This is a genomic window from Xenorhabdus santafensis, from assembly GCF_033949405.1.
Lineage (GTDB): Bacteria > Pseudomonadota > Gammaproteobacteria > Enterobacterales > Enterobacteriaceae > Xenorhabdus > Xenorhabdus santafensis.
Genome location: NZ_VCDN01000100.1, coordinates 1 through 20,716, shown reverse-complemented (window position 1 = coordinate 20,716; position 20,716 = coordinate 1). Strand labels below are relative to the sequence as shown.

Below are 20,716 nucleotides of genomic sequence, written 5' to 3'. Positions count from 1 at the left end.
TATCCATTTAACTAAGGGGGCTTTTTTTGCTGCTGTTTTAGCTTGTTTCAAGCTGTTTAAATCTTACCTCTTTCCCCCTGTTTTAATCAAGTTTTTTCCTTTACTTGTTCCGTTTTGTTCTCTGTAGTTTTTTGTTATCAGCAGTTCGTTCACTTGCCATTGTGTACAGATTGAGTACATAATCACGATTCAACTTGTGTACAGGTTATAATTATGGCACTGAGCGACACTAAACTACGTGGCATTCACAATAAACCCTATAAAGGAAAGCCTGAGTTAACCGATGGAGATGGTTTGAGTGTCAGGATCACACCAAACGGAACTATAACATTCCAGCATAGATATCGCTGGAACGGAAAGCCAGTACGCCTTACTGTTGGTCGGTATCCTGAAATGTCATTACGGGATGCGCGGATAATTGTAGGCGAGATGCGCTCATTGTACACAAAGGGGCTTAACCCTAAAACGTATTTTTCTGGATCAGAAGGGGAGGCTACTCTAAAAGACTGCCTTGACTACTGGTGGGATAAGTACGCATCTACCTTAAAACCTAACACTCAAATCCTCTATCGTTCCGTCGTGTACAACACGATGTACACACAATTTTTGTGTACACCGATTGCTAGCATTCCCGTGTCTTCATGGGTGAAGTTTTTTGATAAGCAGGAAAAAGAAAATCCCAAAAAAGCCAGAGTGCTTTTAACTCAAATGCGCTCCGTCATTAATTGGTGTGTGGGAAGGCAATTTATCCCATCATGCGAAGTTATGAAGCTCAGTGTAAAAAACATAGGCAAAAAACCGGATACGGGACATCGGGTATTAACCTATACGGAATTAGCTAAGATTTGGTTGGCGTTGGAGAATAATAAAATCGTTTCTTCTAATAAGGTGTTGCATCAACTACTTTTATTATGGGGCGCTCGTCTTTCCGAGTTGAGGTTGTCAACAGCCAGTGAGTTTAATATTGATGATCGGATATGGACGACACCTGTCGCTCATTCAAAAATGGGTAATGTAATAAGAAGACCCATATTTAAGCAAGTACAACCATATATAGAACGTTTATTAAATATGGGTAATGAGGTTTTATTCCCGGGCCAAGAACTAGATAAAGCTATAGATCGGTCATCAGCGAACCTCTATATGAACAAGCTAAGGAAGTCCATTGATATACCTGAATGGCGTACTCATGATTTCCGAAGATCACTAGTGACCAATCTATCGAGTGAGGGAATTGCGCCCCATGTCACCGAAAAGATGCTGGGGCATGAATTAGGCGGCGTCATGGCTGTATATAACAAACATGACTGGATTGATGAGCAAAAAGAAGCATATGAATTATATGCCGATAAAATATTCTGGTATGTTAAACAACTCAAGTCCGGTTGACTCCGCCTTCATTTAGCCATTTACGTATAGCGGATAGACTATATCGTGCTGGAAAGTTTAGTACTGGTTCAGGAAATCCAAATTTCTTTCTGAGTCTCCATACCGCCGTTCTTTTTTTACCAATCATATCAAAAACGTCTTTTTCTTCGATTAAATCTTTATCCATTATTCACTCCTATCTCGATTAATTAATTTCCTGAGAAATAACCTAACCCGCATGCGAATCAACTTGCACCGACTTAATTTATACTGGCGCAAATCAAAATAGGTTTCACACTCTTTGCATGCATTCTCGTAGTAATACGCTTCCTCGAAATCCAGTTCTTTATGGCAATGTACGCACCTCATTTATAATTCTCCCTTGGCACTCCCTCGCCACCTGTCGTCTTCCGTTCTCTAATGTGTTAGTCATGAACAACTACGGTGATATCATCCATTGTTATTGTTTGAAATCCTTCGTTCTCCAGCGTGATTTGCATGTCACCCTGTATTAATTTCGGGTAGTCAGATTCCCTATGTTTAAAATGAGGGCCTAGATATTCTTTAACTTCTGCTTTGCTCATGATGTAAATTGCTTTCATGCTATTTTCCTCAATTGTTCATTTCCGATATGGAGTAAATATTCTCTTCCTACTGTGGTTATTGTTGCGCGCGGAGTAATAAATGGTCGCCAAATTAACAAGAGGCTTCCTTTATTATTTCCGTTAACTGGCTTTTGTGTTTCTGCATTAACAAATGAAATTCTTCCACCCGTTATTAATCTGACCTCATCTACAGTCTCCAATGCCAATTTAAACCAGCCCACCGAGGTATCAGAGGGAACTAACATCACGATGGTTTGACATTGTTTCCTGCACTCAATAGCGGCTTTATTTACCCACGGCCCAATATCAGAATAAGGAGGGTTGCACCAGATAGAGCCGTAACTCACCCAGTCACATTCCAGTGCATTATCTCGTTCCGTGAGATAATTGGCGCACAGGGTATTGCTGGCAGAGGCGGCTGCATCCAGAGAGAAATTAAATTCGAGGTTGAGTGCTTTAAATAACGGGAGTGGGGTTTGCCAGAGGTCACGGAATTCTTTGGGCGTGTTACTGCCGCCGAAATCGCTCATAATCCTCCCCGCACTCTCGACTACAGAATGCACTGTTCTTTATTGCTGGTTCTGTTTCACACCATCTGCACATACCGTTAATGCTGGTCAGTGGTGGTTTTCGGTTCTGGAGAGCATGAGATACCCTCAGCTCAACGAAGTCGTTAGCTGTATCTGCAATATCCATGATGGTTCTCGTTATTTGTTTGGATGGCGATAGAGGGGAATAATTATTTACTTAGTGATGCTGAAAATACCGGCTCGCTTTCTAATTCAACACTGAATTCCCCAATATGATTACCATCGGAAAAAACATGTATCGTGATAGGCCAGTTGCGCTCCCAACCATCATGATTAGAGTAATAATCTTCTGCACATTCTTCCGCTAAATACCTGGGATATCCTTCCCATCCTGTGTTTTCTAGTTCAAACCTATCTGATGGTTCGTTTAAATCATTTACGCCCGTTACTGCATATTCAATTGCCATTATCTATTCTCCTAAAATCAATTACCCACACCCACGGGTTTGCATCCCAGCTATATTCGCCGTAGTTTGATTCCCATAGATTTCCAAACGCAAACCGCGCAGTAGATAAGCACTCATCATGGTGTGTTGTTTCTTGCCATGACCAACCGTTGCGTTGTTGGTTAAAGTGATTCTTACCGTAATCAGTGAATTGCATCCCTTCCGATATAGCGTCCTGTTCGCTGATATCTTTCAATCTCTCAACTCTGACATTGGTAATTTCCAAAGTGATGCGTGACGCCCAGCGTGGCATATGGATAGATGGCCGCCACTTTACCGGCTCCCGCCAACCATCTTCTAAATCTTCTGACTTATGCGTCGCTCTGTACGCGAGTGTTGATTTAGTACATAACCCAAACTGGAATGTCTCACGTACCCACAAATGTTCTAATTTATTCCCGCATGGACATGAGATTGCTTCTTCCAGTTCTTTGGCGCAAAGCTCTTCCGTCTCGCCAAAAACGGCAAATCCATATCTAGGGTGGCGTTGCGCTATTGCCATCCATTTATTTGAGTGCTCATTGTCAGGATAATGTTTAGGTAACTGCCAATCGGGAATTGGTCTTCGTGTTTGCGTTTTCCTGCCAGACAAAATAGCGCGAACCATGTCGCCATTAAAAATTATCGGCCTCTCTTTCATTTAAACCTCATACATACATTTTTCGCCTGTTCACACATATCAACGTCAAACCAGCCGAAGTGACATTCGCCGGGATCGATCCCTAATTTTTCAGCCAGCCATTTATACGCATCCGTGCGAGTTAATTTCCCTGATTTCCATATGCGTTCAAAATGGGGCTTGCAACTTTTCCTTGCTGCGCGAGTTTCTTCGTTTGCCAGCGTCCCTAATGGAATATCTGTAAATGGGTGCATCCCTACGTAGGCTCTGCATGTCGTGCATATATATAACCAAGGCCAATTACCGAAATCCTGCCCATATACGGCCTTATGGCTGACTATTGCTATACTTCCAGCGCAATAATGACATTTGGTAGGAGCAGGGAGCGGGTCTTTAACTTTCTTAATTGCTCTTATGCTGGGATTCCATGGTGTTTTTTCCACAATAAATCCTCCCGAATTTATCGGTGTTTATGCTGACCCCAAATACACATAGGGCCATCTTCTGAATCATGGATTGATAGAAGGAACCAATCACCCTCTGGTTGCGCTGGATTCCAGTCGCTGACATTTGCGTCTCCAGTTGCATATCGTTCTGATATTGCGGCGTTGTCATCTTCTAGACTCATGACTTTTAGAACCATGTTATTTTGTAACAACCAGTTAAGAGTCAAAGCTTGAGTCCATTCCTCGTTAACTGGAAAATCAGGGTGAGTCCAGTGACCCAAGTGATCGCGATCTGGTTGCATAGGTTGTATAGACATAACAATCCTCCCGCCGCATAGCAGCGTAGTGATAGGGTTAAAACAGAGATAATTGACACTTACAGAACGCTTCACGCTCAGCAGCATGAAGGTATTGTTTTTGCGACGGCATCCGGGCAGCTAACTCATCCCGTTCGTCATCAGCGAACATCTGTATAATGCCGCCAAAGGAGTTTTTGCCACGGTACATAATGAGGTCGGTTCCATTTCGATTTTCCATTTTTCGAACCTCATTTGAGGACAATATCGCCTGAAACTCAGCGGCCATCTCCGGCTCATCCTTAGCGGCTAAGGCGATTTTCTGAACGCTCTTTTTGATGCAAAAACAGCAGTTACCTAAATGCTCAGGTATTTGCAGATCGAAAGGCTGTTGACTCCACCAATCAATGACACCGCGCTTATCAATATCAGAGATATCGGCCAGATAGCTGGTACGTTCCTTGGGTTTTAACCGCTTGGGTTCATCGGCTCGAATACCAATCCAAGTGTGATACGCTTTCTTTCCAAAGTGTTCATCACAGTACTTTTTAAATGGCCCCAGCTTCATTCTGTCAGTACAGAACTCACCACCAAGATAGGGCGTACCATATTTTTTCAACATGGCCTTCCATGGCTTGAGGTCATTGGTTATTTCGTCCAGACTTACAATTTCGTAGCTGTTCCCTTTGCCCAGTTCTGGATTTACGACAACACGCAAGCACACTAGATCAATTTTCCAATGCCGGACTAAATCACGGATAAACTCGTAGGTCTTAGGGTGTTCAGCCCCAGTATCCATAAACAAATAGCGGATATCCTCACCTAGTTTACGGCGCGGCTCCATTAGATGAACGAGATGACCCGATGTCCTGCCGCCAGAGAAACTGACAACATGAATCATGATTGTTACCTTGGGTTAGATATTTCGGGTGGGGTTATTCGGCAGTGATTGAGTAATCGATGTAATTATCGAAAGCGTCTAAAACAGCATCTCTTTGTTCTTTATCTGACAATTGGTTCCATTCTTCCTCTGTGTAACCGAGGGGGCATTCCGAAGCAGAACCAACTTTGTTGGTTCGTAGAGTAATAACCATTTTTTTGCTCATGAGAGAGTCCTATTTGGATTGCAGGTGTCATTCAGAACGGAATATCGTCATCAAAATCCATCGGCGGCTCTGATTGCTGCTGCGATTCTTGAGCTTGCGGTTGTTGTGGCTGCCCCCAGAGTTGAGATTGTTGTTGTTGCCCTGAATATCGCGACTGGGATTGTTGCTCCTGCTGGCTTTCCTGCCTGCTGCCCAACATCTGCAACGTTCCTCCAACATTGACCACGATTTCTGTTGTGTATCTATCCTGTCCTTGCTGGTCTTGCCATTTTCGAGTCTGTAGTTGGCCTTCGATATAAACCTGAGCGCCTTTTTTCAGATATTCGCCTGCAACTTCAGCCAACTTCCCGAATAGAACCACGCGATGCCATTCGGTTTTTTCTTTGACTTCGCCTGATTGCTTGTCCCGCCACTGTTCCGATGTGGCGAGGGTGATGTTTGTGACTGCGCCCCCATTGGGCAGATAGCGCACTTCAGGGTCACGGCCTAAGTTGCCAACCAAAATAACTTTATTAACTCCATGCTTTGCCATTATTGGCCCTCCATTGATTGCCGAACTCAACTCCTAACTTATTTAATCCCTCATCCATCTTTTCTATAAATTCAGGGATCTGCTCATCAAACTCTTTCATCATGTCTTCATTGCGATAGATTGGCATGTGAACAATTTCTTTTCCTCCCGGCATTCGGGGGTCGTAGTTAGCAAAATGCCAGACACTTTTTCCGGTTATCCACATTGAATATTGCACCTGAGCGATATATTCCTTTTTCATGGCGTTAATGCCGTTCAAAGCCAAATCAATAAACACTTCCGTTGTGTTAGGGCATTTCAACTCAAGCCCAGCACCATCATTGCAAATACCATCCGGCGAACAGGCAGACCTGAGATTTTCATCTTTGAAAATTATCGGCTCCTCCTTGACGGTTAACCCGCTGTAGAACTCAAATGTCATGCGTGCTTCAAGTTCGTAGTCTTTTCCCCAGGCTAACGTTCTTGCGTTGACCTCTTTGAATACGCCCGTACAGACTTCCCCGATCAAAGTGTTCAGGTAAGTTTTCTTTGTATCTGTCCATGATGTCCCTGATTTGGTTTTCGTGAGCACTTTCCAGACATCTGAGGCGGTGATAACCCCCAGACGAAGCGACAGCCATTCTTCACTTCCTTGCTCTATTGCGGATAAGTTGATGCCGGTTCTGCTTAGAACGATATCGTTACTTATCATTTTTCCCTGCCTTTGCTTTTAACATATCAATGATGGTATTAGCTTCAAAAACAACAAGTTGTTCAGGGTGGCTGATTTGTCGCTTAAACCTTTGACTGATGTAAGCAAGGAATTTGTCGCTCCACTCGCCATCCACTTTGATCATCAGATCTGAGATATCTTTTAACTGTTGTTCGCTGGCTGGCGTAATATCGCGAGGCTGTGATTGTTCAGTACTGAAATCGATACCTTCTCCCGCTTCGGTGTTGACGTAATCAATGGCCTTATCCAATCGCTCCCGACGAGGCCAGTATTTCGCGGCCTGCTTAACCACTGTTTTTAATATCATCTGCTCTTCGTCAGTCACCCAAGGACAGGTTTTTTGTTTTGAAATCCATGCCCTCCATGCCGTTGATCTGTCACGAATAGCGAAGATGTCAGCAATAGTCATAGTGTGAGTCAGGTAGTCACCATCCTCAGTTTTGACAACTGTGTAAGCACCAACAATCTCACCTCGCTGTTGTTGGGGAGCAAAAGCGTTATATTCATGTTTGGGTGCAGTATCGATAGAGGTCAGATGAAAATTGTCGTTCTGTCTTACAATGCTGGACTGACACCACTTAATCGCGCCTGATTGCTGGGCGATGTGCATCAATCCCATATAGCTGATATCAAGACAGACTTTCTTGTCTCTTGGGACGAGATAAGCAAGTTTTTGCGCTGGGTTTAAGCTGATGCCTATTGCCGCAATATTCATCACAGCACTGCGAACAGAAATAACGTTATTGATCGCTACCCCCGCTAAATAATCATTATTAGCAAATATCTGCATAGCAAATTCAGACTCTCTTTTAAATGCTATGCTGGGTTCACTGCAAACTTGCTCAAAGTCCGTTTTGAGCGGGTTGATAATTTCAAAAACCTTTTGCACTACTGTACTCATACTGCCTCCTGCCTCTGAACCTTCATTAAACACAACTGGTACAACAGGTCATTCACATGTCCATCGACATCGCTATCCGTATCGAATAACTCACCGAAAAGCGCGTTCATCTTGGAAGAGAAGATAGCCCGTATTCCGTCTGGGAGATTCTGGTACATATCCCATGCTTTTCTGCCTTGTTCTTCCTCGACAGCATCCTGATACGCAGCTTCTTCCCTGCGGCGTTCTTCGGCTTTGTCCTGCATCCAGTAGGGATCGCAATTGAATGGTTTCATGCTGCCTCCTTCTGCATCTTGGACTGGATATAATCGATAATCGATTTTCCTTGCCCTAATGCGATAGCTTCATCTAACAGACTTTCTAAGTGGTCAGCCTCGAGAATTTGTTCCATTTGCTCTTTTGCCGAGTAACACATCAGCTTGAGGATATTTGCGTAAATTCCATCAATCCGTTTGATGTTATTGTCCGTAAATGTCAGCATCACCCCTGCCGATGTAGAATCACTGCCATGTGATGAGCATAAGACCTGAATGCACATGCTTACCTCCGTAATATTTCATGAGTAGTTTCATGCCGCGATTCCATGCGGCAGAACGTTTTTCACGCACAGCAAACTTTCCCCATGATTGAGCACGGGTTAGATGTTGTTTGTTCATGATTGATTATCTAGCGATGAGTAAAATAAGAATGACTGCGATAATGGTGAGTGAGTAGTAATAGAAACTGTCGGGTATCATTTTGATGTCAGAGAAATAAGGGATTTGGCGTGCAGTTCGGCGGCTTCTGGGGTGAGGTGGATAAGGCCGCGTTTTAAGCGTGTCATATCAACACACCAACCTGCCCAATAATCGCGGCTAAAAAAGCCTCCCATGTCTGATTCTTCCGTGCCTGATACATAAGGGTAAAAATACTCTGCTCCTTCTTCCAACGGCTCCCTCACTGGTTCAGGAACGTCAAAGTTTCCGATTTTGATAGTGCGGGGTTTTAGGCGATACTGGTAAGCACTATGAAATGCAAATAGCGTGTTACAATCCAGCCATTTCTCGTTGCCATGTGTTCGATATTGAAAATATTCCCACGGCCTTTCCGTCTCCTGCGCTAATTTCGCATACTCCATCGTTAAATCAGCGTGAATATGTGGTTTAGCCATTGTTATTCATCCTCCAATGATATTGCGCCTTCTTCTGGGTAATCGGTGATATAAGCTCCCAGTCCCTTATAAAGTTTCCCTTCTTCCTGTATTTCCATGTTATCCTCAATGGTGATTTCAATTGATAGATCATCCGGGTTAGGCTGCTTGTATTCAATTCCTGCTAAATCGCAGATATAAGCTATTTGCTTAATTGTTAATGTCATAGCCATTGTTATTTTCCTATATTCAGGTAATAAAAAGCCCCGCATTGGCGAGGCTGGTGTTTGGTGATTTCGTTATTATCTAACGAAAAGCAACCTGCTATAAAAAATCAGGCCCCAAACTGGCGGAATTAAAAAGAATAAGGTCAAGAATGCATAAAATATTTTAGACTTTTTTTTAACAAACAGAAAAGCTGAAATTATTCCAAGAGGAACTGTGATATACCAGATATAAGCAATATGTAATAGGTAAAATAGATAATATGCAATCATAAACAATACTATTGTTGCTATTGCATCTGGCATTGCTGTCATTATATTTGAGTTGCTAATGTCGTACATTAAATCGGGTGTTGCTTCTTGCAGCTCAGATAATCCAGACATAATACTCCCTCATGAATCCATAATCATTCTCGGAATATATCAGACTAACTCACCACAGCCCACTCGGAAATGAGCTGGAGTTAGTTAATTATAATTAAATTTATTTAACAAGGTGCAGATTGGGATTTTGTCGTTTTATTATTGTAGTGGCTTCATTATTACCGCTAATGGCAGTCATAAAGAAACTATGTTCAAATGTAAATGCACGCATCTCATCGAGTGGAAGACGTAATTGATTGAGGATGTCTTGTCGAGTAGTTCCGCTATTTCGTAATGATGTGAATACCTTATCCATGATTATGGATTTTTCTCTCGACTCGATGCCTTCCGGTTCAGTTGTTCTAAAGCCTCGTCTGCTAAGTTCTATATATAATTGGCGATAATGCCACTCACTAGAAAGCCCTACATCTAGTGTTCGCCTCACTAAAGCAGCAAGAGAAACTTTCCAGTGTTTTTTTAATTGAATCAAGTGCTCTAACGATGGCATTCTTGGTACTGTCGCCAGAATGCTACTCTCTGGCATTAAAAATGCCGAGGCAAATCGGTCCGCTTCCATTTCAGCATCTCGCCCGTTATTGCTCGAATGTTTATGAAGTACTAGATGGCCTAATTCATGAGCTGCATCAAAACGGCTGCGTTCCGGTGTTTTCATTGTGTTGAGTAACACAAAGGGTTTTTCATCCATCCAAAAAGAAAATGCATCAACTTCAAGGCAATTTTCTGCCAATGAAAAAACTTTAATGCCGTTAACTTCAAGTAAGTGAACCATATTTGAAATAGATAACTCACCAATTCCCCAGTGTTCTCTTACTATTCGAGCTGCGTCTTCTGGTGAGCAGTAATTGTCAAAGCTGCAATCAGGAACATTAGGGCGGGGAAGTTTAAAACTACACTCCATCCATGATGATAATTCCTGAACTAATTTACCTGCACTTATAGCGGCATTGCGTTTTTGGGCGCTAAGTTTTGTCATGGCACGAAAACTTACAGCCTCATCTTTTAAGGTGGGAATCTCTTCAGAGCCAAAAAACGCCAAAGGATACCCAAGAACATCGGCTATTTTTGCTATGCTATCACTAGCAATAGGTTCAAATATGCCGGATTGCTCATAAGTGGATATCGTTCTGCTTGTTAAGCCTGCTTGCTCAGCAAGGGCTTTCTGTGTCAGCCCCCTGCGTTCCCTGGCAAGACGTAAACGCTCTGAATTAAACATGATTTGTATCTAACCTGTTTTTAAAATATCAATCTCAATATCTTTTGTGAATTGAGGTTCGTTATCCTGTTTAATGACAGGATCTTTTGGTGCTGTGTTCAGGATTAATCGCGTAGAAAATCCATTAATGACGTTTTTTTGATTATAGGTTGTGGGTTGGGAGAATTCAGCCCGCATCCCCCATTGGTATTCATCGACTTGATAAACATAATGAAGAAGACACCACACATCTAAGCCCAACGGAATAGAAGAGGATTCGTCATCATCGCGAGATGAAAAATCCAAATTTATTTGTTGGTTTTGATAATCAAATGAGTATGCAGTGGGGTTAGTTGCATAAGAAAGCCCCAGAATTTCACGGGTAAACTTTCCCTTTTTAGTACGAGATTCAGGATAGGCATTTACCAATCCAGTCTGGTCATTGCCGCTACAAATATAAATGGCTACCTTGTCGTTAACGGTTAACTCAACGTTTTTCAAAGAGAGTCGTTTAAACCCCTTTTTAGAAAGAAGATCTCGGGTGACGCGCACTGCTCCTTGATAAAAATAAGTACCGCCTGCTGTTACTGCGTTATTTTTGGTTGTGGACAATCTCAAGCTCATTGCCTGCCGAAGGATTTCAATCAAGTTTTCCTGCTCTAATCCCAAGGTGGCTAAATGAGCATTAACTATGTCAAAGTCGGTATGGGCGATCGGTGTTACTAAATTATTTGTAGGGTGCATAGGTTATCCTTATCTTATTTTCTATTTTTTATACCTCATTTGAGGTTAAAAAACAAGAAAATCACCTATGCTATGACTAGCTTCCTTTGTCTACCCCCTCGCTGTCACATTCCCCGATCCCAACTTACGACGGGGAGGTTTATTGTTGGCTGATGCCCGTTCTTTTGCCGGGGCATTACTGATTGCCGGGATAAAGCTATTGAGTACGTTGATGGTGTCGCGTTCCTGTTTGCTGATAGGCTCGCGATTGCTCCAGAAATTACTACGTTCCCGTTTCCGTGATTGGGCGAAGAAATTATCCAGAATGCTATCTAACGCATAGTCTTTTTCGTTCATGGAACTTCTCCAGTAATTGGCTTTGATGGTGTAGCGTTTATCACCACACCTCAAAGCCAACTGCGCTTTGAATTAATACACGACCAAGCTTCTTAACGAGTGCGCCTTTACGGGGTTGATCTGCTCCTGCATTTCCCGATTGCCTAAGAGTCATTCTTGGCGCAATTTCAATTTGCTAGGGCTCGTCAGTTACCTGTCGTGGGGGATTGGATTGTTAAAGAGCGAACTTCCGTTTACGTTTGGCTCCATGCCTTGGATGGTTTAAATTTATCGCAGAGATAAATTTTTGTAAATAGCAATTTGATAAATAATTTATCATTTTAGTTGTCTTTTTTGATAAATGATTGATATGCATTGATAAATATTTTTATCTGTAGGGGGATTTTAGGCATAAAAAAACCAGCCCGAAGGCTGGCTTTGTTTTATGTGGTTTCTGAAACTAATTATCCCAATCTTGCGTAATCCATTTTCCATTTGCCAACAACAAACCCATGTATATGAAATTTAGATTCATTTTCAGAATCAATCTCCCATCTGTCATAAATTTGATTGTCACTAATAACAATAATTTTATCTTTTAACAGTTGTAATCGTTTTATGTGCATTCCATTTCCATATGTGAATGCATATATACCGTCACTCATAAATTGATTCACTGTTATATCCAAAACAACCAATTCACCGGGATTAATCGTCCCAAGCATGCTGTCTCCAACAGCGGTTGTTAGTTTTAATGATGTTGATTTTCTACTGCCAAACATCCGTTTTGCATATTCAGGATCTATCTCAATTGAGCGAACTATATCGGGATAATCGCTATTCAACCTACCACCTCCGCAACTAAATTCCACATCGAGCTGTTCAATCCTGTATGGAAGATCAGTAACTTTGTGTGAAATATTTTGCAAGTGATAGTTTTTATTGTTGCTTTCTTTGTGAGAATTATCACGATTATCTGTAGGTTGAGGCACATCCAACCAGCCAGTAGGGAGTTCTAACTTCTCTTCTACACGTCTGGCAATAGTATCCCCTATATTTCTTACCGCGTTATCGCTCGTAAGCTGGCTAAGCTGACTGGGCGGCATGCCTATCATCTCAGAGAAGACTGCTTTTGTTATCCCTTGACGGATATGCGTATCCATCAGGGCGCGCAAATTGTTGCGTCTTATGTCTTTAGTTTCCATATTCCAATCTTTGCATTTATTAGCAAATTGATAAATACGCAAGAAGATAAATTAAGATAAAATTGACTTGCCTAATATTTATCTTGAAGATAAACTTTGGTTTATCATTTGACACCAAGGTAAATAATATGAGCAACGATCTACTCCGCTGGAAAAAACAATCTTCACAAGAAGACTGGCAGCGCCTTGCTCAGCTAGCAGGGACAAGCGCCGGATATTTAAATCAAATTGCCTACGGGAACCGCCGAGCGTCACCTGCGATTGCTGAACGTATAGAAACAGCTTCAGGGCAGTTTTTTAGCACCACTCCTGTAAAAAAAGAATTATTGGTTTTCGCTCAAGTAAAAACTAACGCAGCTTAATAGCAACTTATTGCTCTTTAACAACTCGCTCCTCACGACAGGCTAATCGGTGAACCCTAGCAAACCGAAATAGCGCCGAGATTTGATCTTTAATCTCAGGCAATCGGGGATAACCCGTAAAGGCTGACACCATGATGCCGTGTTCGTGATTAACCTTCATCTATCTCAAGGATAGTTGACGATTCTGTATTTTTATTAAACAAAATTTAACTTTAGGAAATATACCAAATGGAAGTTGCAAAAACTCGCAATACTCGCGTTACGTGTAGCGCTCAACATCTGGAGTCTTACTTTCTCAAATCAGCTTTGGAATATGGAAACAATGAGCTGTCGCGTGAAATGGGTATCCATCCATCCTCGCTGAGCCGGGATAAAAACAGGATAGCGAAACTCGCTAGTTTGATGATTGTGAATCTGGGCTTGCCAGAAGGAAGCGTCGCAGCGCCGGGATGTGAAGCGAATATTGTACTGACAGGCGTAGAAGCCAGCAAATTACTTTCAATGCTGGATGAACTCAGATACCCAAAAAGAAAAACCCCAGTTGCGCTAACAACTGAGGCTTCTGAAATGCAATTTGAACTGCTGATTTAGTGATGAGAGCAAGGTATGCAAGCCACTCTCAAAACAACATTTCACAGAGGTAATTATGCACTTAGAAGAAATGGAAGTCCATAAAGGAATAATAACACATGCGGAGTTATCGGAAGATTTCCGCGTTGAAGGCTGGGTTTACGTGCTCAGCAATAAATACATGCCGGGAATATATAAAGTGGGCATGACGACCATATCGCCAGAAATCAGGGCAAAGGAATTAGCGTCTGCTACTGGCGTTCCTTTTAAGTTTGAAATAGCTGCCTCTTTTTATTCAGAAGACCCTTCTTATGACGAGGCGGCAGTGCATGAAATGCTATCTGCATTTCGCATTAATGAATCCAGAGAATTTTTTAATGCGCCTCTGGAGGAAATTATATTTGCATGCGAGGAACAAGGATTAATTAGAGTTGGAGTGACCGTAGAAGAATTAGCAGATGCTTACGATGTTATCTGCACTGAAAAATTAAAATCACTAAATCTCAGTGCACTCTTTGAGAGTCTGGGAATAGAAGTTTTCGGCTGTAAATTATCTACCGCTGATAGGTTAATACGATTCGCTGTTAACAATCTCATCGATACAAACAAAGAAAAACCATGTTCACTCTTCTTCCAAAATGGAACGGCTTATTTAATCCAGAGTGAAATAGATCAAATGCACGAGGAATATTTGAAAGAACAAGCTGCATTCATTGGTCCTCTTCTCCCCGCCCCACCAATAGACACAACAGATATACCGTTTTAAGGAGCTGTCATGGCTAGGTCACGAAATATTAAACCGGGCTTTTTCACTAATGATGATTTAGCCGAATGTGAACCCTTGGCAAGATTATTATTCGCTGGTTTATGGACGATTGCTGATCGTGAAGGTCGGTTAGAAGATAAACCGCGTAAAATTAAGGCAATGGTTCTCCCATATGATGATGCAGACTGCGATGGGTTATTGCAGCAACTGCATAAAAAGAATTTCATTACCCGATATGTAGTAGACGGGAATAATTTTATCCAGATTAATAACTGGAAGAAACATCAGAACCCCCACGTTAAAGAAGCGATCAGTGAAATACCTGAACAAGTAGTGCAACCTATTGATAATAAAGAAGCACCAGAAAAGCACCATACAAGTACAGTGCAAGAATCAGAAGAGCATATAACTTTCCCTGCTGATTCCCTTAACCTGATTCCTGATTCCCTTAACCCTATAAACACCCAAGCCGATGAACCGGCTTGCGCTGATGAAAATAATAATCCATCCGCGAGTGTTCATCCGATGTCGAGCAAATATGCGTTTGAAGGGCAAGTGATCCGCTTAAACCACAAGGATTATTCAGCTTGGGAAGACTTGTATATGAATATCAACCTGCGGCATGAATTACAAAGACTGGATTTAGAGTTTCAGGCTGATAAGCCCAAGAACTGGTATATCACTACCAGCCAGAAATTGAATTACCAGAACAATCAGCAGGCCAACCGCTATAAGCACCGTGTTGGTTCTCGTGTCACACAGCCAGTACGTACTGAGCAATTCATTTCGGAGAATTTCTAATGAGCATGGCAGAAGCACTGGCTCGTTTTCGCCGGATGATGCCTGATCATATCAAGCCTAAATTCACGAATGCTGAAGAACTGATGACATGGCAACGTGAACAGGGGGAGATTGATTCAAAGCGCATTGCCGAAGAAAACCGGGTCAACCGACTGAACAGGATCATGGGCCGCTCTGGTATCAGCCCGTTGCACCAAGATTGCACGTTTGATAATTACCTCGCCTCTACGCCTGAACAACAAAAAGCGCTGGCAAAAGCGAAGCGGTATGCCGAGAACTTCGGTAGCTCGTTTGGTGGGTTTATTTTTTGTGGTAATCCTGGCACGGGAAAAAATCACTTCGCTGCTGCTATTGGTAATCACATCATCCAGAACGGCAAAAGCATCCTGATTGCCACACTACCTGATTTGATGATGCGTGTTAGGGAAACCTACCAGAAAGACGCCAAAACCCATGAGTCGGCCTTGATCGATGATCTGTGCTCGGTTGATTTATTGGTGCTTGATGATGTTGGTGTGCAACGCAATAACCTGAATGAAGACCTGATTATTTTTCAGGTAGTGGATCGGCGTCTGGCAAACAAAAAACCGGTTGGTGTACTGACGAATTTAGATATTGCACACCTGACCGATGTCTTAGGTGAGCGAGTGATTGATCGCTTAAGAATGGGAACACCTACCGTAATCAATTTCAACTGGCAGAGTTATCGCCGCCAAGTTAAGTAATCCATAGGAGAATATATGAACAATGAATTTAATTTAGAAAAAGAGAGAGGGAGAAAATTAGATGAAATATACAAAAAATATGATTATTGCGAACACACATGTACAGAATTAAGAAAACGGGTATTCAATAATAATTCAATCCATTATGTATCCCAATGTATGAGTTGTGGAGTTCAGGTGGAATCATTTAAAAAATCAGCGGCGCTTAAAAACAACCCAAATCCAAGATTATTTAGTGAAGACATTAAATTAAATTGGGGATATCAAAGAGAGCAGGAAATAAACGCAGTAATCAAAATATATGGTGAAGAAAAACAAAAAGCAAAAGACGAGTTTTGGAGTTGGTACTCGATATATCTGAAATCTCCTATGTGGCGAGATAAAAGAGAACGGGTGTTAAGAAGGGATAATTATATGTGCCAAGGATGTTTACGAAAAAAAGCAACTCAGGTTCACCATTTAAAATATGACAATGTTGGTGATGAACTATTGTTCGAGCTGGTTTCCCTCTGTGATAGCTGTCATGAAAAAGCTCACAAAAATGAACATCAACTACAAGAAGGATCATTAACATGACAGTAGTTTTCCACAAAGATACCGAGTGGTTCCAAACCCCCAATGTAGAACAACAGCGTCGTTTGATGGCAAGTAAAAACAGGGATTTTTGTTTCATCGAGAATTGCCATTTAAGCCGAAAAGTTGGGAAGTGTTATCCGAGGGGTCAGGCTTATATCAAACTGGAGCGTTTAGAGTATAGGGCCAGTAAATGCAAACTTGTTGACTACCCGACCGAGAAGTTACGGGCATTTGCCTAACCCCACACTAAAGGATTTTTGAGATGGCTCTATTAACTGAATTTGATTTGGTGAATTTAATGCGCACGCACCGCGAAGCGGACAAGGTCATTATCTCAATGGGAAAATCAATCGCAATATATTGGAAAGGTCGCCGTCACCCAATAGCCAGAAGTCGGATTAAATCAGCAGTCAATATTATTCGCAGGTTACGAGCAGGAGGAGCATTGAAATGAAACTAAAAACGAGTGAATTGACGGGCCGGGCGTTGGATTATGCGGTGGCTAAAGCGCAAGGTCTGAATGTCATCAATTTCGGCGGAGCGATTATCCATCGTGAAGCAGATGGAGATCAACTCTACAAGCCGACCGATTACTGGCATTTGTGCGGGCAGTTGATTGATACATTCGGGATGGAACTCACTAATGAACTGGTCAATGATGTATGGATATATTACGCAACATGTCCGCATTTGATGGGCGAATATCAGCATGGTGATACACCACGGATAGCTATCTGCCACGCTGTAGTTGCTGCCGAGCTAGGCAACGAGGTTGAGATTCCAGATGAGCTATTGGAGGGGGAATGATGGATAAGCTCAAGCCGTGTCCGTTTTGTGGTGCAGGTGAAACGGTAATTATCCCAAATCAGAACTGGGTCGGGATGAGATGGAATGTATACAGCGTCACAATACGGCATCACTGTAATTCACGGGATATTATCAAGCTGACACGCAATACAGAGGCTGAAGTAATAACAGTATGGAACCAGAGGGCAAATAACGGAGGGTAGATGGACAAGCAGACATTTCTGCTACGAAACGCACGAATACTCGATAACCTGAAAGCCACCTTAGACTCTCTCCCTCTCAGCGACGAATTTCCTCTTCAAATCACCATATCAGACTCAAGCCGAACATTACCGCAGAACGATAAGTTCCATGCGTTATGTGGTGACGTCTCTAAGCAAGGTATTGCTTGGGCTGGCAGCCAATGGGGATTACAAGATTGGAAATGTATTTTTGTTTCCGGTCATGCAAAAGCAACAGGAAAAGAGGGGCAGATAATCGAGGGCTTAGAAGGTGAACTGGTGCCACTGGCAAGAGAGAGTACTGCCAGAATGAGCATCAAGAGTATGGGTAGCTTAATTGAATATTCACAGGCATGGGCTGTATATCAGGGCGTAAAACTCACTGAGCGCCGTTATGCACTGAATTACTACGGTCACAGAATATAACTCAAGAAGGAGCAGGAACGGTGAAGCAGAAAAGCTATCGCAGTAAAAAATGGTTAGCAGCAGTTGGTCAGATTGAATGTTGTGTCAGATGTGGAAAATTCGGCATTCAGGTAGCCCACCGGAACGAAGGCAAAGGGATGGGGCTAAAAGTTGATGATAGCCTGACTGCGGCCTTATGCCCTGAGTGTCACTATGCTATCGATAACGGAGCCGATATGAGCAAGGAAGAACGTAGGCATGAAATGGATAGATCGATTGTTCTGACCGTTAGGGAATTGACTAGGAGGGGATTAGTCGGAGCATTATGAAAACCTACAATTTAAAATTACCGTGGCCACCAAGTAATAACATGTACTGGCGGCACATCAGAGGAATGCATTACATATCCCCGAAAGGCAAAGAATACAGAAAGGCAATTATCAGCATCATCCAGCAACAAAACTTAGCCATCAACACCACTTCCCGCATCAAAATCTCAATCACAGCGAATCCCCCAGACAAACGACGAAGAGACCTCGATAACCTGCCTAAAGCGGTTTTCGACTCGTTAACTCATGCTAATTTCTGGGCCGATGACAACCAGATTGACGATATGCAAATACGGCGAGGTGAACGAGTTGCGGGCGGTTGTCTGGATATCCAGATATGGGAGTTGGGGAAATGACATTCGACAACTTCAGTGAAGCAATAGCCTATGCCAGAAGACGACGGCGAGAAGACAAAATGCACTACGCAGTCAACCAGAGGCATAAGGGGCGATTAACTGTCGGCAAATATGGTGCTTATAGGGGGAAGCGTCCAGCTTGGACAACGCACGATGACGAACGTCCAGAATTCTATGGGGTGCAACACAGCAGGATAATAATACTGCATCCGTCTGATGCTCCATTAATTCTGGAACTACTGGCCGCCGGTTTAACACAGAAAGAAGTGGCAGATAAATTCAGTGTTAGCCGCGCAGGCCTTAGAAAGTTTGTAAGAAAAGCAAAGGCAAATGTGGGGATAAGATGAACCTAGAATCACTACCGAAGTATTTCTCACCAAAGGGCATTATGTTCAGTGACTCTCCAGCTGCCACCGCTACCGATTCCTTTTCAATTACCGATGTTATGGCCTCACTAGGATTGGCGTCCGCTCAGGCGAGGATGGGTATTGAGCTGTTTTTGGCGAAACAGGGGATCAATAAGCCGGATGAAGCAGTAGAGAGTCTCTATCAGTATGCCGTGACGCAGGTTCATAAGCACCCTGCAATCGCAAAACTCGATGAGGATAGTAAGCAAAAGATTCTGCAAATACTCGCAAATTATGCCTTTCAGGATTACGCGAGAAGTGCAGCCAGTAAGAAGTCGTGTCCTGAGCCGCATTGTGAGAATGGATTCATTACTGTACGCAAGTTCACGACCAAATTCGGAACCAGTGAGGGATTGCTGGTTAAGTCACTGGGATTAAAGCCAACACGGTTTGTTACCTCTGAACGTGAAATAGAGGAAACCTGTCGCATTGTTTGCAAGACCTGCAATGGCAAAGCTGAGGTGAGCCATTCATGTCGCTGCAACGGGCGTGGTGAGGTTCTGGATAAAGAGCAGACGGAGCTAATTGGCATTCCAGTTTATAAAACCTGCCCCAAGTGCTCAGGCCGTGGGTATTCCAGACTGCCAGCCGAGGAAGTCAGAAAAGCTACTTGTGATTTAGTAGTAGAGATAAGTCAGCCGACATGGTCGCGTCACTTTAAGCCATTCTATGAATTATTGATAGAGGAGTGTTTTAAAGAGGAAGCTCTTGCTGATTCCATTTTAAATGAGATAACAAAAAGAGAAATATATTTCACATAATTAGTTTTTTGTAGAAATCTGTTATTGACTTATTGAATAAAATAGCCCATCATTATCCCAACGATGGGTTATTGCCTCTCGTTGAAACAGAATAGAATTTCAAGGCCTCGCACTCGCGGGGCTTTTTCGTATCTGGCAGTAGTCAACTCTGAGCTTACAACTCAACCTGTCGGTCAGATCGACTAGTTCAAATCCAAGGCTGCGTTCTGGCGTGGCCTTTTCCATATTTGCCACCGCAATCACTTTAATCACATCCGTATACAAACATTGCGGCTGGCAACCTATTAACTCACTCATGAGGTGAATGATGGAAAAGCGTATTGAAGAACTGGAAAGAAAGATTGAGACTTTAGAAAAACAGCTCGCTGATGTTCAGAAGTCAGTGAGCTATGAACTACAAGATTTAAAGTCTCAAATAGTAATGACTCAGCATGGTATCTCAAGTCGAGAATTGACTGCGGGTATAAAATGCGCATAAACAGCCACATATCATAGTGGCTGTAGCTATCATTTTTTACTAAGCGTTATCACTGACAGGGCAAAATTCCTGTATCCATTTCACTTCTTCATCTAAGCCTGTTTCTTTTGCTTCTTTGATGATGTTGTTTCGATCTTCCTCGCAAAGTTTGCTTATTAATAAACCGTAAAGAATTTTCAATTTGACTATTTCTTTTGCGGCATCAGTTAAATTCTCTAATTTGACTTCAAGTTTCAAGTCAACTCGTTTTATAGGCATACCTTTTTCCTCAGAGGTAATCAGCCATCCCTCATTGGTTGGTTAATATTTGGCTGATTTAACAACATACCTTAAGTATC

At 42.5% G+C, this 20,716-nt stretch carries 39 protein-coding genes; 17 read left to right on the top strand and 22 right to left on the bottom strand.

Translation table 11 applies throughout. The features are described 5' to 3' along the window. The first annotated feature begins 213 nt into the window (after positions 1-213). A complete protein-coding gene (locus tag FE392_RS18110; protein WP_319931563.1) occupies positions 214-1,389 on the top strand; it encodes a tyrosine-type recombinase/integrase in 1,176 nt (391 codons plus the stop codon). Here the strand turns inward: FE392_RS18110 and FE392_RS18105 are convergent. The 21 genes from FE392_RS18105 to FE392_RS18005 all read right to left on the bottom strand — a co-directional run bounded on the left by FE392_RS18105 (position 1,376) and on the right by FE392_RS18005 (position 12,814). Continuing rightward, positions 1,376-1,555: a hypothetical protein gene (locus FE392_RS18105; RefSeq protein ID WP_319931562.1), complete on the bottom strand. Its 180-nt coding sequence runs from the start codon at positions 1,553-1,555 to the stop codon at positions 1,376-1,378. The genes FE392_RS18110 and FE392_RS18105 overlap by 14 nt on opposite strands. A gap of 238 nt (positions 1,556-1,793) precedes the next feature. Further along, positions 1,794-1,970 carry a hypothetical protein gene (locus FE392_RS18100; protein WP_319931561.1) on the bottom strand — a complete coding sequence of 59 codons (177 nt, stop codon included), beginning with the start codon at positions 1,968-1,970 and terminating at the stop codon, positions 1,794-1,796. Next, positions 1,967-2,503 (bottom strand): phage N-6-adenine-methyltransferase, encoded by a 537-nt coding sequence (locus FE392_RS18095; RefSeq protein WP_319931560.1) that lies wholly within the window; start codon positions 2,501-2,503, stop codon positions 1,967-1,969. The genes FE392_RS18100 and FE392_RS18095 overlap by 4 nt, the downstream gene beginning before the upstream one ends. A 209-nt stretch (positions 2,504-2,712) precedes the next feature. Continuing rightward, a complete protein-coding gene (locus FE392_RS18090) occupies positions 2,713-2,970 on the bottom strand; it encodes a hypothetical protein (RefSeq protein WP_319931559.1) in 258 nt (85 codons plus the stop codon). Beyond that, positions 2,960-3,649, bottom strand: a complete 690-nt coding sequence (locus FE392_RS18085; RefSeq protein ID WP_319931558.1) for a hypothetical protein — start codon at positions 3,647-3,649, stop codon at positions 2,960-2,962. The genes FE392_RS18090 and FE392_RS18085 overlap by 11 nt, the downstream gene beginning before the upstream one ends. Further along, positions 3,646-4,071, bottom strand: a complete 426-nt coding sequence (locus tag FE392_RS18080; protein WP_319931557.1) for a zinc-finger-containing protein — start codon at positions 4,069-4,071, stop codon at positions 3,646-3,648. The genes FE392_RS18085 and FE392_RS18080 overlap by 4 nt, the downstream gene beginning before the upstream one ends. Before the next feature lie 17 nt (positions 4,072-4,088). Further along, on the bottom strand, positions 4,089-4,391 hold the full coding sequence (locus FE392_RS18075) for a hypothetical protein (RefSeq protein ID WP_319931556.1): 303 nt from the start codon (positions 4,389-4,391) through the stop codon (positions 4,089-4,091). Between the two features lie 37 nt (positions 4,392-4,428). Then, positions 4,429-5,271, bottom strand: coding sequence for a phosphoadenosine phosphosulfate reductase domain-containing protein (locus FE392_RS18070; RefSeq protein ID WP_319931555.1), 843 nt, complete (start codon positions 5,269-5,271; stop codon positions 4,429-4,431). 34 nt (positions 5,272-5,305) lie between these two features. Continuing rightward, positions 5,306-5,464, bottom strand: coding sequence for a DUF7167 family protein (locus FE392_RS18065; protein WP_319931554.1), 159 nt, complete (start codon positions 5,462-5,464; stop codon positions 5,306-5,308). A 43-nt stretch (positions 5,465-5,507) separates the two neighbouring features. Further along, complete coding sequence (locus FE392_RS18060; RefSeq protein ID WP_319931553.1) at positions 5,508-6,008, bottom strand: single-stranded DNA-binding protein; 501 nt, start codon at positions 6,006-6,008, stop codon at positions 5,508-5,510. Beyond that, positions 5,989-6,696 (bottom strand): lambda exonuclease family protein, encoded by a 708-nt coding sequence (locus tag FE392_RS18055; protein WP_319931564.1) that lies wholly within the window; start codon positions 6,694-6,696, stop codon positions 5,989-5,991. The genes FE392_RS18060 and FE392_RS18055 overlap by 20 nt, the downstream gene beginning before the upstream one ends. Beyond that, positions 6,689-7,621 carry a recombinase RecT gene (locus FE392_RS18050; protein WP_319931552.1) on the bottom strand — a complete coding sequence of 311 codons (933 nt, stop codon included), beginning with the start codon at positions 7,619-7,621 and terminating at the stop codon, positions 6,689-6,691. The genes FE392_RS18055 and FE392_RS18050 overlap by 8 nt, the downstream gene beginning before the upstream one ends. After that, positions 7,618-7,896, bottom strand: a complete 279-nt coding sequence (locus FE392_RS18045) for a hypothetical protein (protein ID WP_319931551.1) — start codon at positions 7,894-7,896, stop codon at positions 7,618-7,620. The genes FE392_RS18050 and FE392_RS18045 overlap by 4 nt, the downstream gene beginning before the upstream one ends. Next, on the bottom strand, positions 7,893-8,159 hold the full coding sequence (locus tag FE392_RS18040; RefSeq protein ID WP_319931550.1) for a hypothetical protein: 267 nt from the start codon (positions 8,157-8,159) through the stop codon (positions 7,893-7,895). The genes FE392_RS18045 and FE392_RS18040 overlap by 4 nt, the downstream gene beginning before the upstream one ends. A gap of 195 nt (positions 8,160-8,354) precedes the next feature. Continuing rightward, entirely contained in the window at positions 8,355-8,771 is a 417-nt protein-coding gene (locus FE392_RS18035) for a hypothetical protein (RefSeq protein ID WP_319931549.1), read from the bottom strand. 2 nt (positions 8,772-8,773) lie between these two features. Then, positions 8,774-8,983, bottom strand: coding sequence for a hypothetical protein (locus FE392_RS18030; protein ID WP_319931548.1), 210 nt, complete (start codon positions 8,981-8,983; stop codon positions 8,774-8,776). Between the two features lie 69 nt (positions 8,984-9,052). Next, the gene (locus tag FE392_RS18025; protein WP_319931547.1) at positions 9,053-9,358 is read right to left on the bottom strand and encodes a hypothetical protein; all 306 of its coding nucleotides are present in this window, start codon (positions 9,356-9,358) and stop codon (positions 9,053-9,055) included. Between the two features lie 100 nt (positions 9,359-9,458). Continuing rightward, positions 9,459-10,571 carry a helix-turn-helix domain-containing protein gene (locus FE392_RS18020; protein ID WP_319931546.1) on the bottom strand — a complete coding sequence of 371 codons (1,113 nt, stop codon included), beginning with the start codon at positions 10,569-10,571 and terminating at the stop codon, positions 9,459-9,461. Positions 10,572-10,580: 9 nt separating this feature from the next. Beyond that, complete coding sequence (locus FE392_RS18015) at positions 10,581-11,294, bottom strand: hypothetical protein (protein WP_319931545.1); 714 nt, start codon at positions 11,292-11,294, stop codon at positions 10,581-10,583. A 90-nt stretch (positions 11,295-11,384) separates the two neighbouring features. Next, the gene (locus FE392_RS18010) at positions 11,385-11,630 is read right to left on the bottom strand and encodes a hypothetical protein (RefSeq protein WP_319931544.1); all 246 of its coding nucleotides are present in this window, start codon (positions 11,628-11,630) and stop codon (positions 11,385-11,387) included. Positions 11,631-12,073: 443 nt separating this feature from the next. Further along, positions 12,074-12,814, bottom strand: coding sequence for a LexA family transcriptional regulator (locus tag FE392_RS18005; protein ID WP_319931543.1), 741 nt, complete (start codon positions 12,812-12,814; stop codon positions 12,074-12,076). A 128-nt stretch (positions 12,815-12,942) separates the two neighbouring features. On the opposite strand from FE392_RS18005, the gene FE392_RS18000 reads away from it, so the two are divergent. From FE392_RS18000 to FE392_RS17925, 16 genes are all read left to right on the top strand, one after another. Continuing rightward, complete coding sequence (locus FE392_RS18000) at positions 12,943-13,176, top strand: transcriptional regulator (protein WP_319931542.1); 234 nt, start codon at positions 12,943-12,945, stop codon at positions 13,174-13,176. Between the two features lie 228 nt (positions 13,177-13,404). Next, positions 13,405-13,767, top strand: coding sequence for a hypothetical protein (locus FE392_RS17995; protein WP_319931541.1), 363 nt, complete (start codon positions 13,405-13,407; stop codon positions 13,765-13,767). 55 nt (positions 13,768-13,822) lie between these two features. Beyond that, positions 13,823-14,512 carry a GIY-YIG nuclease family protein gene (locus FE392_RS17990; RefSeq protein ID WP_319931540.1) on the top strand — a complete coding sequence of 230 codons (690 nt, stop codon included), beginning with the start codon at positions 13,823-13,825 and terminating at the stop codon, positions 14,510-14,512. A 9-nt stretch (positions 14,513-14,521) separates the two neighbouring features. Further along, positions 14,522-15,313 carry a hypothetical protein gene (locus tag FE392_RS17985; RefSeq protein ID WP_319931539.1) on the top strand — a complete coding sequence of 264 codons (792 nt, stop codon included), beginning with the start codon at positions 14,522-14,524 and terminating at the stop codon, positions 15,311-15,313. After that, entirely contained in the window at positions 15,313-16,038 is a 726-nt protein-coding gene (locus FE392_RS17980) for an ATP-binding protein (protein ID WP_319931538.1), read from the top strand. Before FE392_RS17985 ends, FE392_RS17980 begins: the two co-directional genes overlap by 1 nt. A gap of 15 nt (positions 16,039-16,053) precedes the next feature. Continuing rightward, complete coding sequence (locus FE392_RS17975) at positions 16,054-16,614, top strand: HNH endonuclease (protein ID WP_319931537.1); 561 nt, start codon at positions 16,054-16,056, stop codon at positions 16,612-16,614. Continuing rightward, a complete protein-coding gene (locus FE392_RS17970; RefSeq protein WP_319931536.1) occupies positions 16,611-16,853 on the top strand; it encodes a hypothetical protein in 243 nt (80 codons plus the stop codon). The genes FE392_RS17975 and FE392_RS17970 overlap by 4 nt, the downstream gene beginning before the upstream one ends. A 23-nt stretch (positions 16,854-16,876) precedes the next feature. Beyond that, positions 16,877-17,068 carry a hypothetical protein gene (locus tag FE392_RS17965; protein ID WP_319931535.1) on the top strand — a complete coding sequence of 64 codons (192 nt, stop codon included), beginning with the start codon at positions 16,877-16,879 and terminating at the stop codon, positions 17,066-17,068. Then, the gene (locus FE392_RS17960) at positions 17,065-17,421 is read left to right on the top strand and encodes a phage protein NinX family protein (RefSeq protein ID WP_319931534.1); all 357 of its coding nucleotides are present in this window, start codon (positions 17,065-17,067) and stop codon (positions 17,419-17,421) included. Before FE392_RS17965 ends, FE392_RS17960 begins: the two co-directional genes overlap by 4 nt. Beyond that, positions 17,418-17,624 carry a Lar family restriction alleviation protein gene (locus FE392_RS17955; RefSeq protein WP_319931533.1) on the top strand — a complete coding sequence of 69 codons (207 nt, stop codon included), beginning with the start codon at positions 17,418-17,420 and terminating at the stop codon, positions 17,622-17,624. Before FE392_RS17960 ends, FE392_RS17955 begins: the two co-directional genes overlap by 4 nt. After that, positions 17,625-18,068 carry a recombination protein NinB gene (locus FE392_RS17950; protein ID WP_319931532.1) on the top strand — a complete coding sequence of 148 codons (444 nt, stop codon included), beginning with the start codon at positions 17,625-17,627 and terminating at the stop codon, positions 18,066-18,068. A 20-nt stretch (positions 18,069-18,088) separates the two neighbouring features. Next, positions 18,089-18,376, top strand: coding sequence for a hypothetical protein (locus tag FE392_RS17945; RefSeq protein WP_319931531.1), 288 nt, complete (start codon positions 18,089-18,091; stop codon positions 18,374-18,376). After that, the gene (locus tag FE392_RS17940) at positions 18,373-18,732 is read left to right on the top strand and encodes a RusA family crossover junction endodeoxyribonuclease (RefSeq protein ID WP_319931530.1); all 360 of its coding nucleotides are present in this window, start codon (positions 18,373-18,375) and stop codon (positions 18,730-18,732) included. Before FE392_RS17945 ends, FE392_RS17940 begins: the two co-directional genes overlap by 4 nt. After that, positions 18,729-19,079 carry a hypothetical protein gene (locus FE392_RS17935; protein ID WP_319931529.1) on the top strand — a complete coding sequence of 117 codons (351 nt, stop codon included), beginning with the start codon at positions 18,729-18,731 and terminating at the stop codon, positions 19,077-19,079. Before FE392_RS17940 ends, FE392_RS17935 begins: the two co-directional genes overlap by 4 nt. A gap of 41 nt (positions 19,080-19,120) precedes the next feature. Next, the gene (locus FE392_RS17930; RefSeq protein WP_319931528.1) at positions 19,121-19,900 is read left to right on the top strand and encodes an antitermination protein Q; all 780 of its coding nucleotides are present in this window, start codon (positions 19,121-19,123) and stop codon (positions 19,898-19,900) included. A 304-nt stretch (positions 19,901-20,204) separates the two neighbouring features. Beyond that, complete coding sequence (locus FE392_RS17925) at positions 20,205-20,378, top strand: hypothetical protein (protein WP_319931527.1); 174 nt, start codon at positions 20,205-20,207, stop codon at positions 20,376-20,378. Between the two features lie 39 nt (positions 20,379-20,417). Here FE392_RS17925 and FE392_RS17920 read toward each other — a convergent pair whose 3' ends face one another. Continuing rightward, the gene (locus tag FE392_RS17920) at positions 20,418-20,636 is read right to left on the bottom strand and encodes a hypothetical protein (protein WP_319931526.1); all 219 of its coding nucleotides are present in this window, start codon (positions 20,634-20,636) and stop codon (positions 20,418-20,420) included. Positions 20,637-20,716 lie beyond the last annotated feature (80 nt).

Excerpts from the sequence above, each read along its gene's own strand:
- FE392_RS18110 (WP_319931563.1), top strand. The coding sequence starts at position 214 with ATGGCACTGAGCGACACTAAACTACGTGGCATTCACAATAAACCCTAT.
- FE392_RS18105 (WP_319931562.1), bottom strand. The coding sequence starts at position 1,555 with ATGGATAAAGATTTAATCGAAGAAAAAGACGTTTTTGATATGATTGGT.
- FE392_RS18100 (WP_319931561.1), bottom strand. The coding sequence starts at position 1,970 with ATGAAAGCAATTTACATCATGAGCAAAGCAGAAGTTAAAGAATATCTA.
- FE392_RS18095 (WP_319931560.1), bottom strand. The coding sequence starts at position 2,503 with ATGAGCGATTTCGGCGGCAGTAACACGCCCAAAGAATTCCGTGACCTC.
- FE392_RS18090 (WP_319931559.1), bottom strand. The coding sequence starts at position 2,970 with ATGGCAATTGAATATGCAGTAACGGGCGTAAATGATTTAAACGAACCA.
- FE392_RS18085 (WP_319931558.1), bottom strand. The coding sequence starts at position 3,649 with ATGAAAGAGAGGCCGATAATTTTTAATGGCGACATGGTTCGCGCTATT.
- FE392_RS18075 (WP_319931556.1), bottom strand. The coding sequence starts at position 4,391 with ATGTCTATACAACCTATGCAACCAGATCGCGATCACTTGGGTCACTGG.
- FE392_RS18070 (WP_319931555.1), bottom strand. The coding sequence starts at position 5,271 with ATGATTCATGTTGTCAGTTTCTCTGGCGGCAGGACATCGGGTCATCTC.
- FE392_RS18065 (WP_319931554.1), bottom strand. The coding sequence starts at position 5,464 with ATGGTTATTACTCTACGAACCAACAAAGTTGGTTCTGCTTCGGAATGC.
- FE392_RS18060 (WP_319931553.1), bottom strand. The coding sequence starts at position 6,008 with ATGGCAAAGCATGGAGTTAATAAAGTTATTTTGGTTGGCAACTTAGGC.
- FE392_RS18050 (WP_319931552.1), bottom strand. The coding sequence starts at position 7,621 with ATGAGTACAGTAGTGCAAAAGGTTTTTGAAATTATCAACCCGCTCAAA.
- FE392_RS18045 (WP_319931551.1), bottom strand. The coding sequence starts at position 7,896 with ATGAAACCATTCAATTGCGATCCCTACTGGATGCAGGACAAAGCCGAA.
- FE392_RS18040 (WP_319931550.1), bottom strand. The coding sequence starts at position 8,159 with ATGTGCATTCAGGTCTTATGCTCATCACATGGCAGTGATTCTACATCG.
- FE392_RS18035 (WP_319931549.1), bottom strand. The coding sequence starts at position 8,771 with ATGGCTAAACCACATATTCACGCTGATTTAACGATGGAGTATGCGAAA.
- FE392_RS18030 (WP_319931548.1), bottom strand. The coding sequence starts at position 8,983 with ATGGCTATGACATTAACAATTAAGCAAATAGCTTATATCTGCGATTTA.
- FE392_RS18025 (WP_319931547.1), bottom strand. The coding sequence starts at position 9,358 with ATGTCTGGATTATCTGAGCTGCAAGAAGCAACACCCGATTTAATGTAC.
- FE392_RS18020 (WP_319931546.1), bottom strand. The coding sequence starts at position 10,571 with ATGTTTAATTCAGAGCGTTTACGTCTTGCCAGGGAACGCAGGGGGCTG.
- FE392_RS18015 (WP_319931545.1), bottom strand. The coding sequence starts at position 11,294 with ATGCACCCTACAAATAATTTAGTAACACCGATCGCCCATACCGACTTT.
- FE392_RS18010 (WP_319931544.1), bottom strand. The coding sequence starts at position 11,630 with ATGAACGAAAAAGACTATGCGTTAGATAGCATTCTGGATAATTTCTTC.
- FE392_RS18005 (WP_319931543.1), bottom strand. The coding sequence starts at position 12,814 with ATGGAAACTAAAGACATAAGACGCAACAATTTGCGCGCCCTGATGGAT.
- FE392_RS18000 (WP_319931542.1), top strand. The coding sequence starts at position 12,943 with ATGAGCAACGATCTACTCCGCTGGAAAAAACAATCTTCACAAGAAGAC.
- FE392_RS17995 (WP_319931541.1), top strand. The coding sequence starts at position 13,405 with ATGGAAGTTGCAAAAACTCGCAATACTCGCGTTACGTGTAGCGCTCAA.
- FE392_RS17990 (WP_319931540.1), top strand. The coding sequence starts at position 13,823 with ATGCACTTAGAAGAAATGGAAGTCCATAAAGGAATAATAACACATGCG.
- FE392_RS17985 (WP_319931539.1), top strand. The coding sequence starts at position 14,522 with ATGGCTAGGTCACGAAATATTAAACCGGGCTTTTTCACTAATGATGAT.
- FE392_RS17980 (WP_319931538.1), top strand. The coding sequence starts at position 15,313 with ATGAGCATGGCAGAAGCACTGGCTCGTTTTCGCCGGATGATGCCTGAT.
- FE392_RS17975 (WP_319931537.1), top strand. The coding sequence starts at position 16,054 with ATGAACAATGAATTTAATTTAGAAAAAGAGAGAGGGAGAAAATTAGAT.
- FE392_RS17970 (WP_319931536.1), top strand. The coding sequence starts at position 16,611 with ATGACAGTAGTTTTCCACAAAGATACCGAGTGGTTCCAAACCCCCAAT.
- FE392_RS17965 (WP_319931535.1), top strand. The coding sequence starts at position 16,877 with ATGGCTCTATTAACTGAATTTGATTTGGTGAATTTAATGCGCACGCAC.
- FE392_RS17960 (WP_319931534.1), top strand. The coding sequence starts at position 17,065 with ATGAAACTAAAAACGAGTGAATTGACGGGCCGGGCGTTGGATTATGCG.
- FE392_RS17955 (WP_319931533.1), top strand. The coding sequence starts at position 17,418 with ATGATGGATAAGCTCAAGCCGTGTCCGTTTTGTGGTGCAGGTGAAACG.
- FE392_RS17950 (WP_319931532.1), top strand. The coding sequence starts at position 17,625 with ATGGACAAGCAGACATTTCTGCTACGAAACGCACGAATACTCGATAAC.
- FE392_RS17940 (WP_319931530.1), top strand. The coding sequence starts at position 18,373 with ATGAAAACCTACAATTTAAAATTACCGTGGCCACCAAGTAATAACATG.
- FE392_RS17935 (WP_319931529.1), top strand. The coding sequence starts at position 18,729 with ATGACATTCGACAACTTCAGTGAAGCAATAGCCTATGCCAGAAGACGA.
- FE392_RS17930 (WP_319931528.1), top strand. The coding sequence starts at position 19,121 with ATGTTCAGTGACTCTCCAGCTGCCACCGCTACCGATTCCTTTTCAATT.
- FE392_RS17925 (WP_319931527.1), top strand. The coding sequence starts at position 20,205 with ATGATGGAAAAGCGTATTGAAGAACTGGAAAGAAAGATTGAGACTTTA.
- FE392_RS17920 (WP_319931526.1), bottom strand. The coding sequence starts at position 20,636 with ATGCCTATAAAACGAGTTGACTTGAAACTTGAAGTCAAATTAGAGAAT.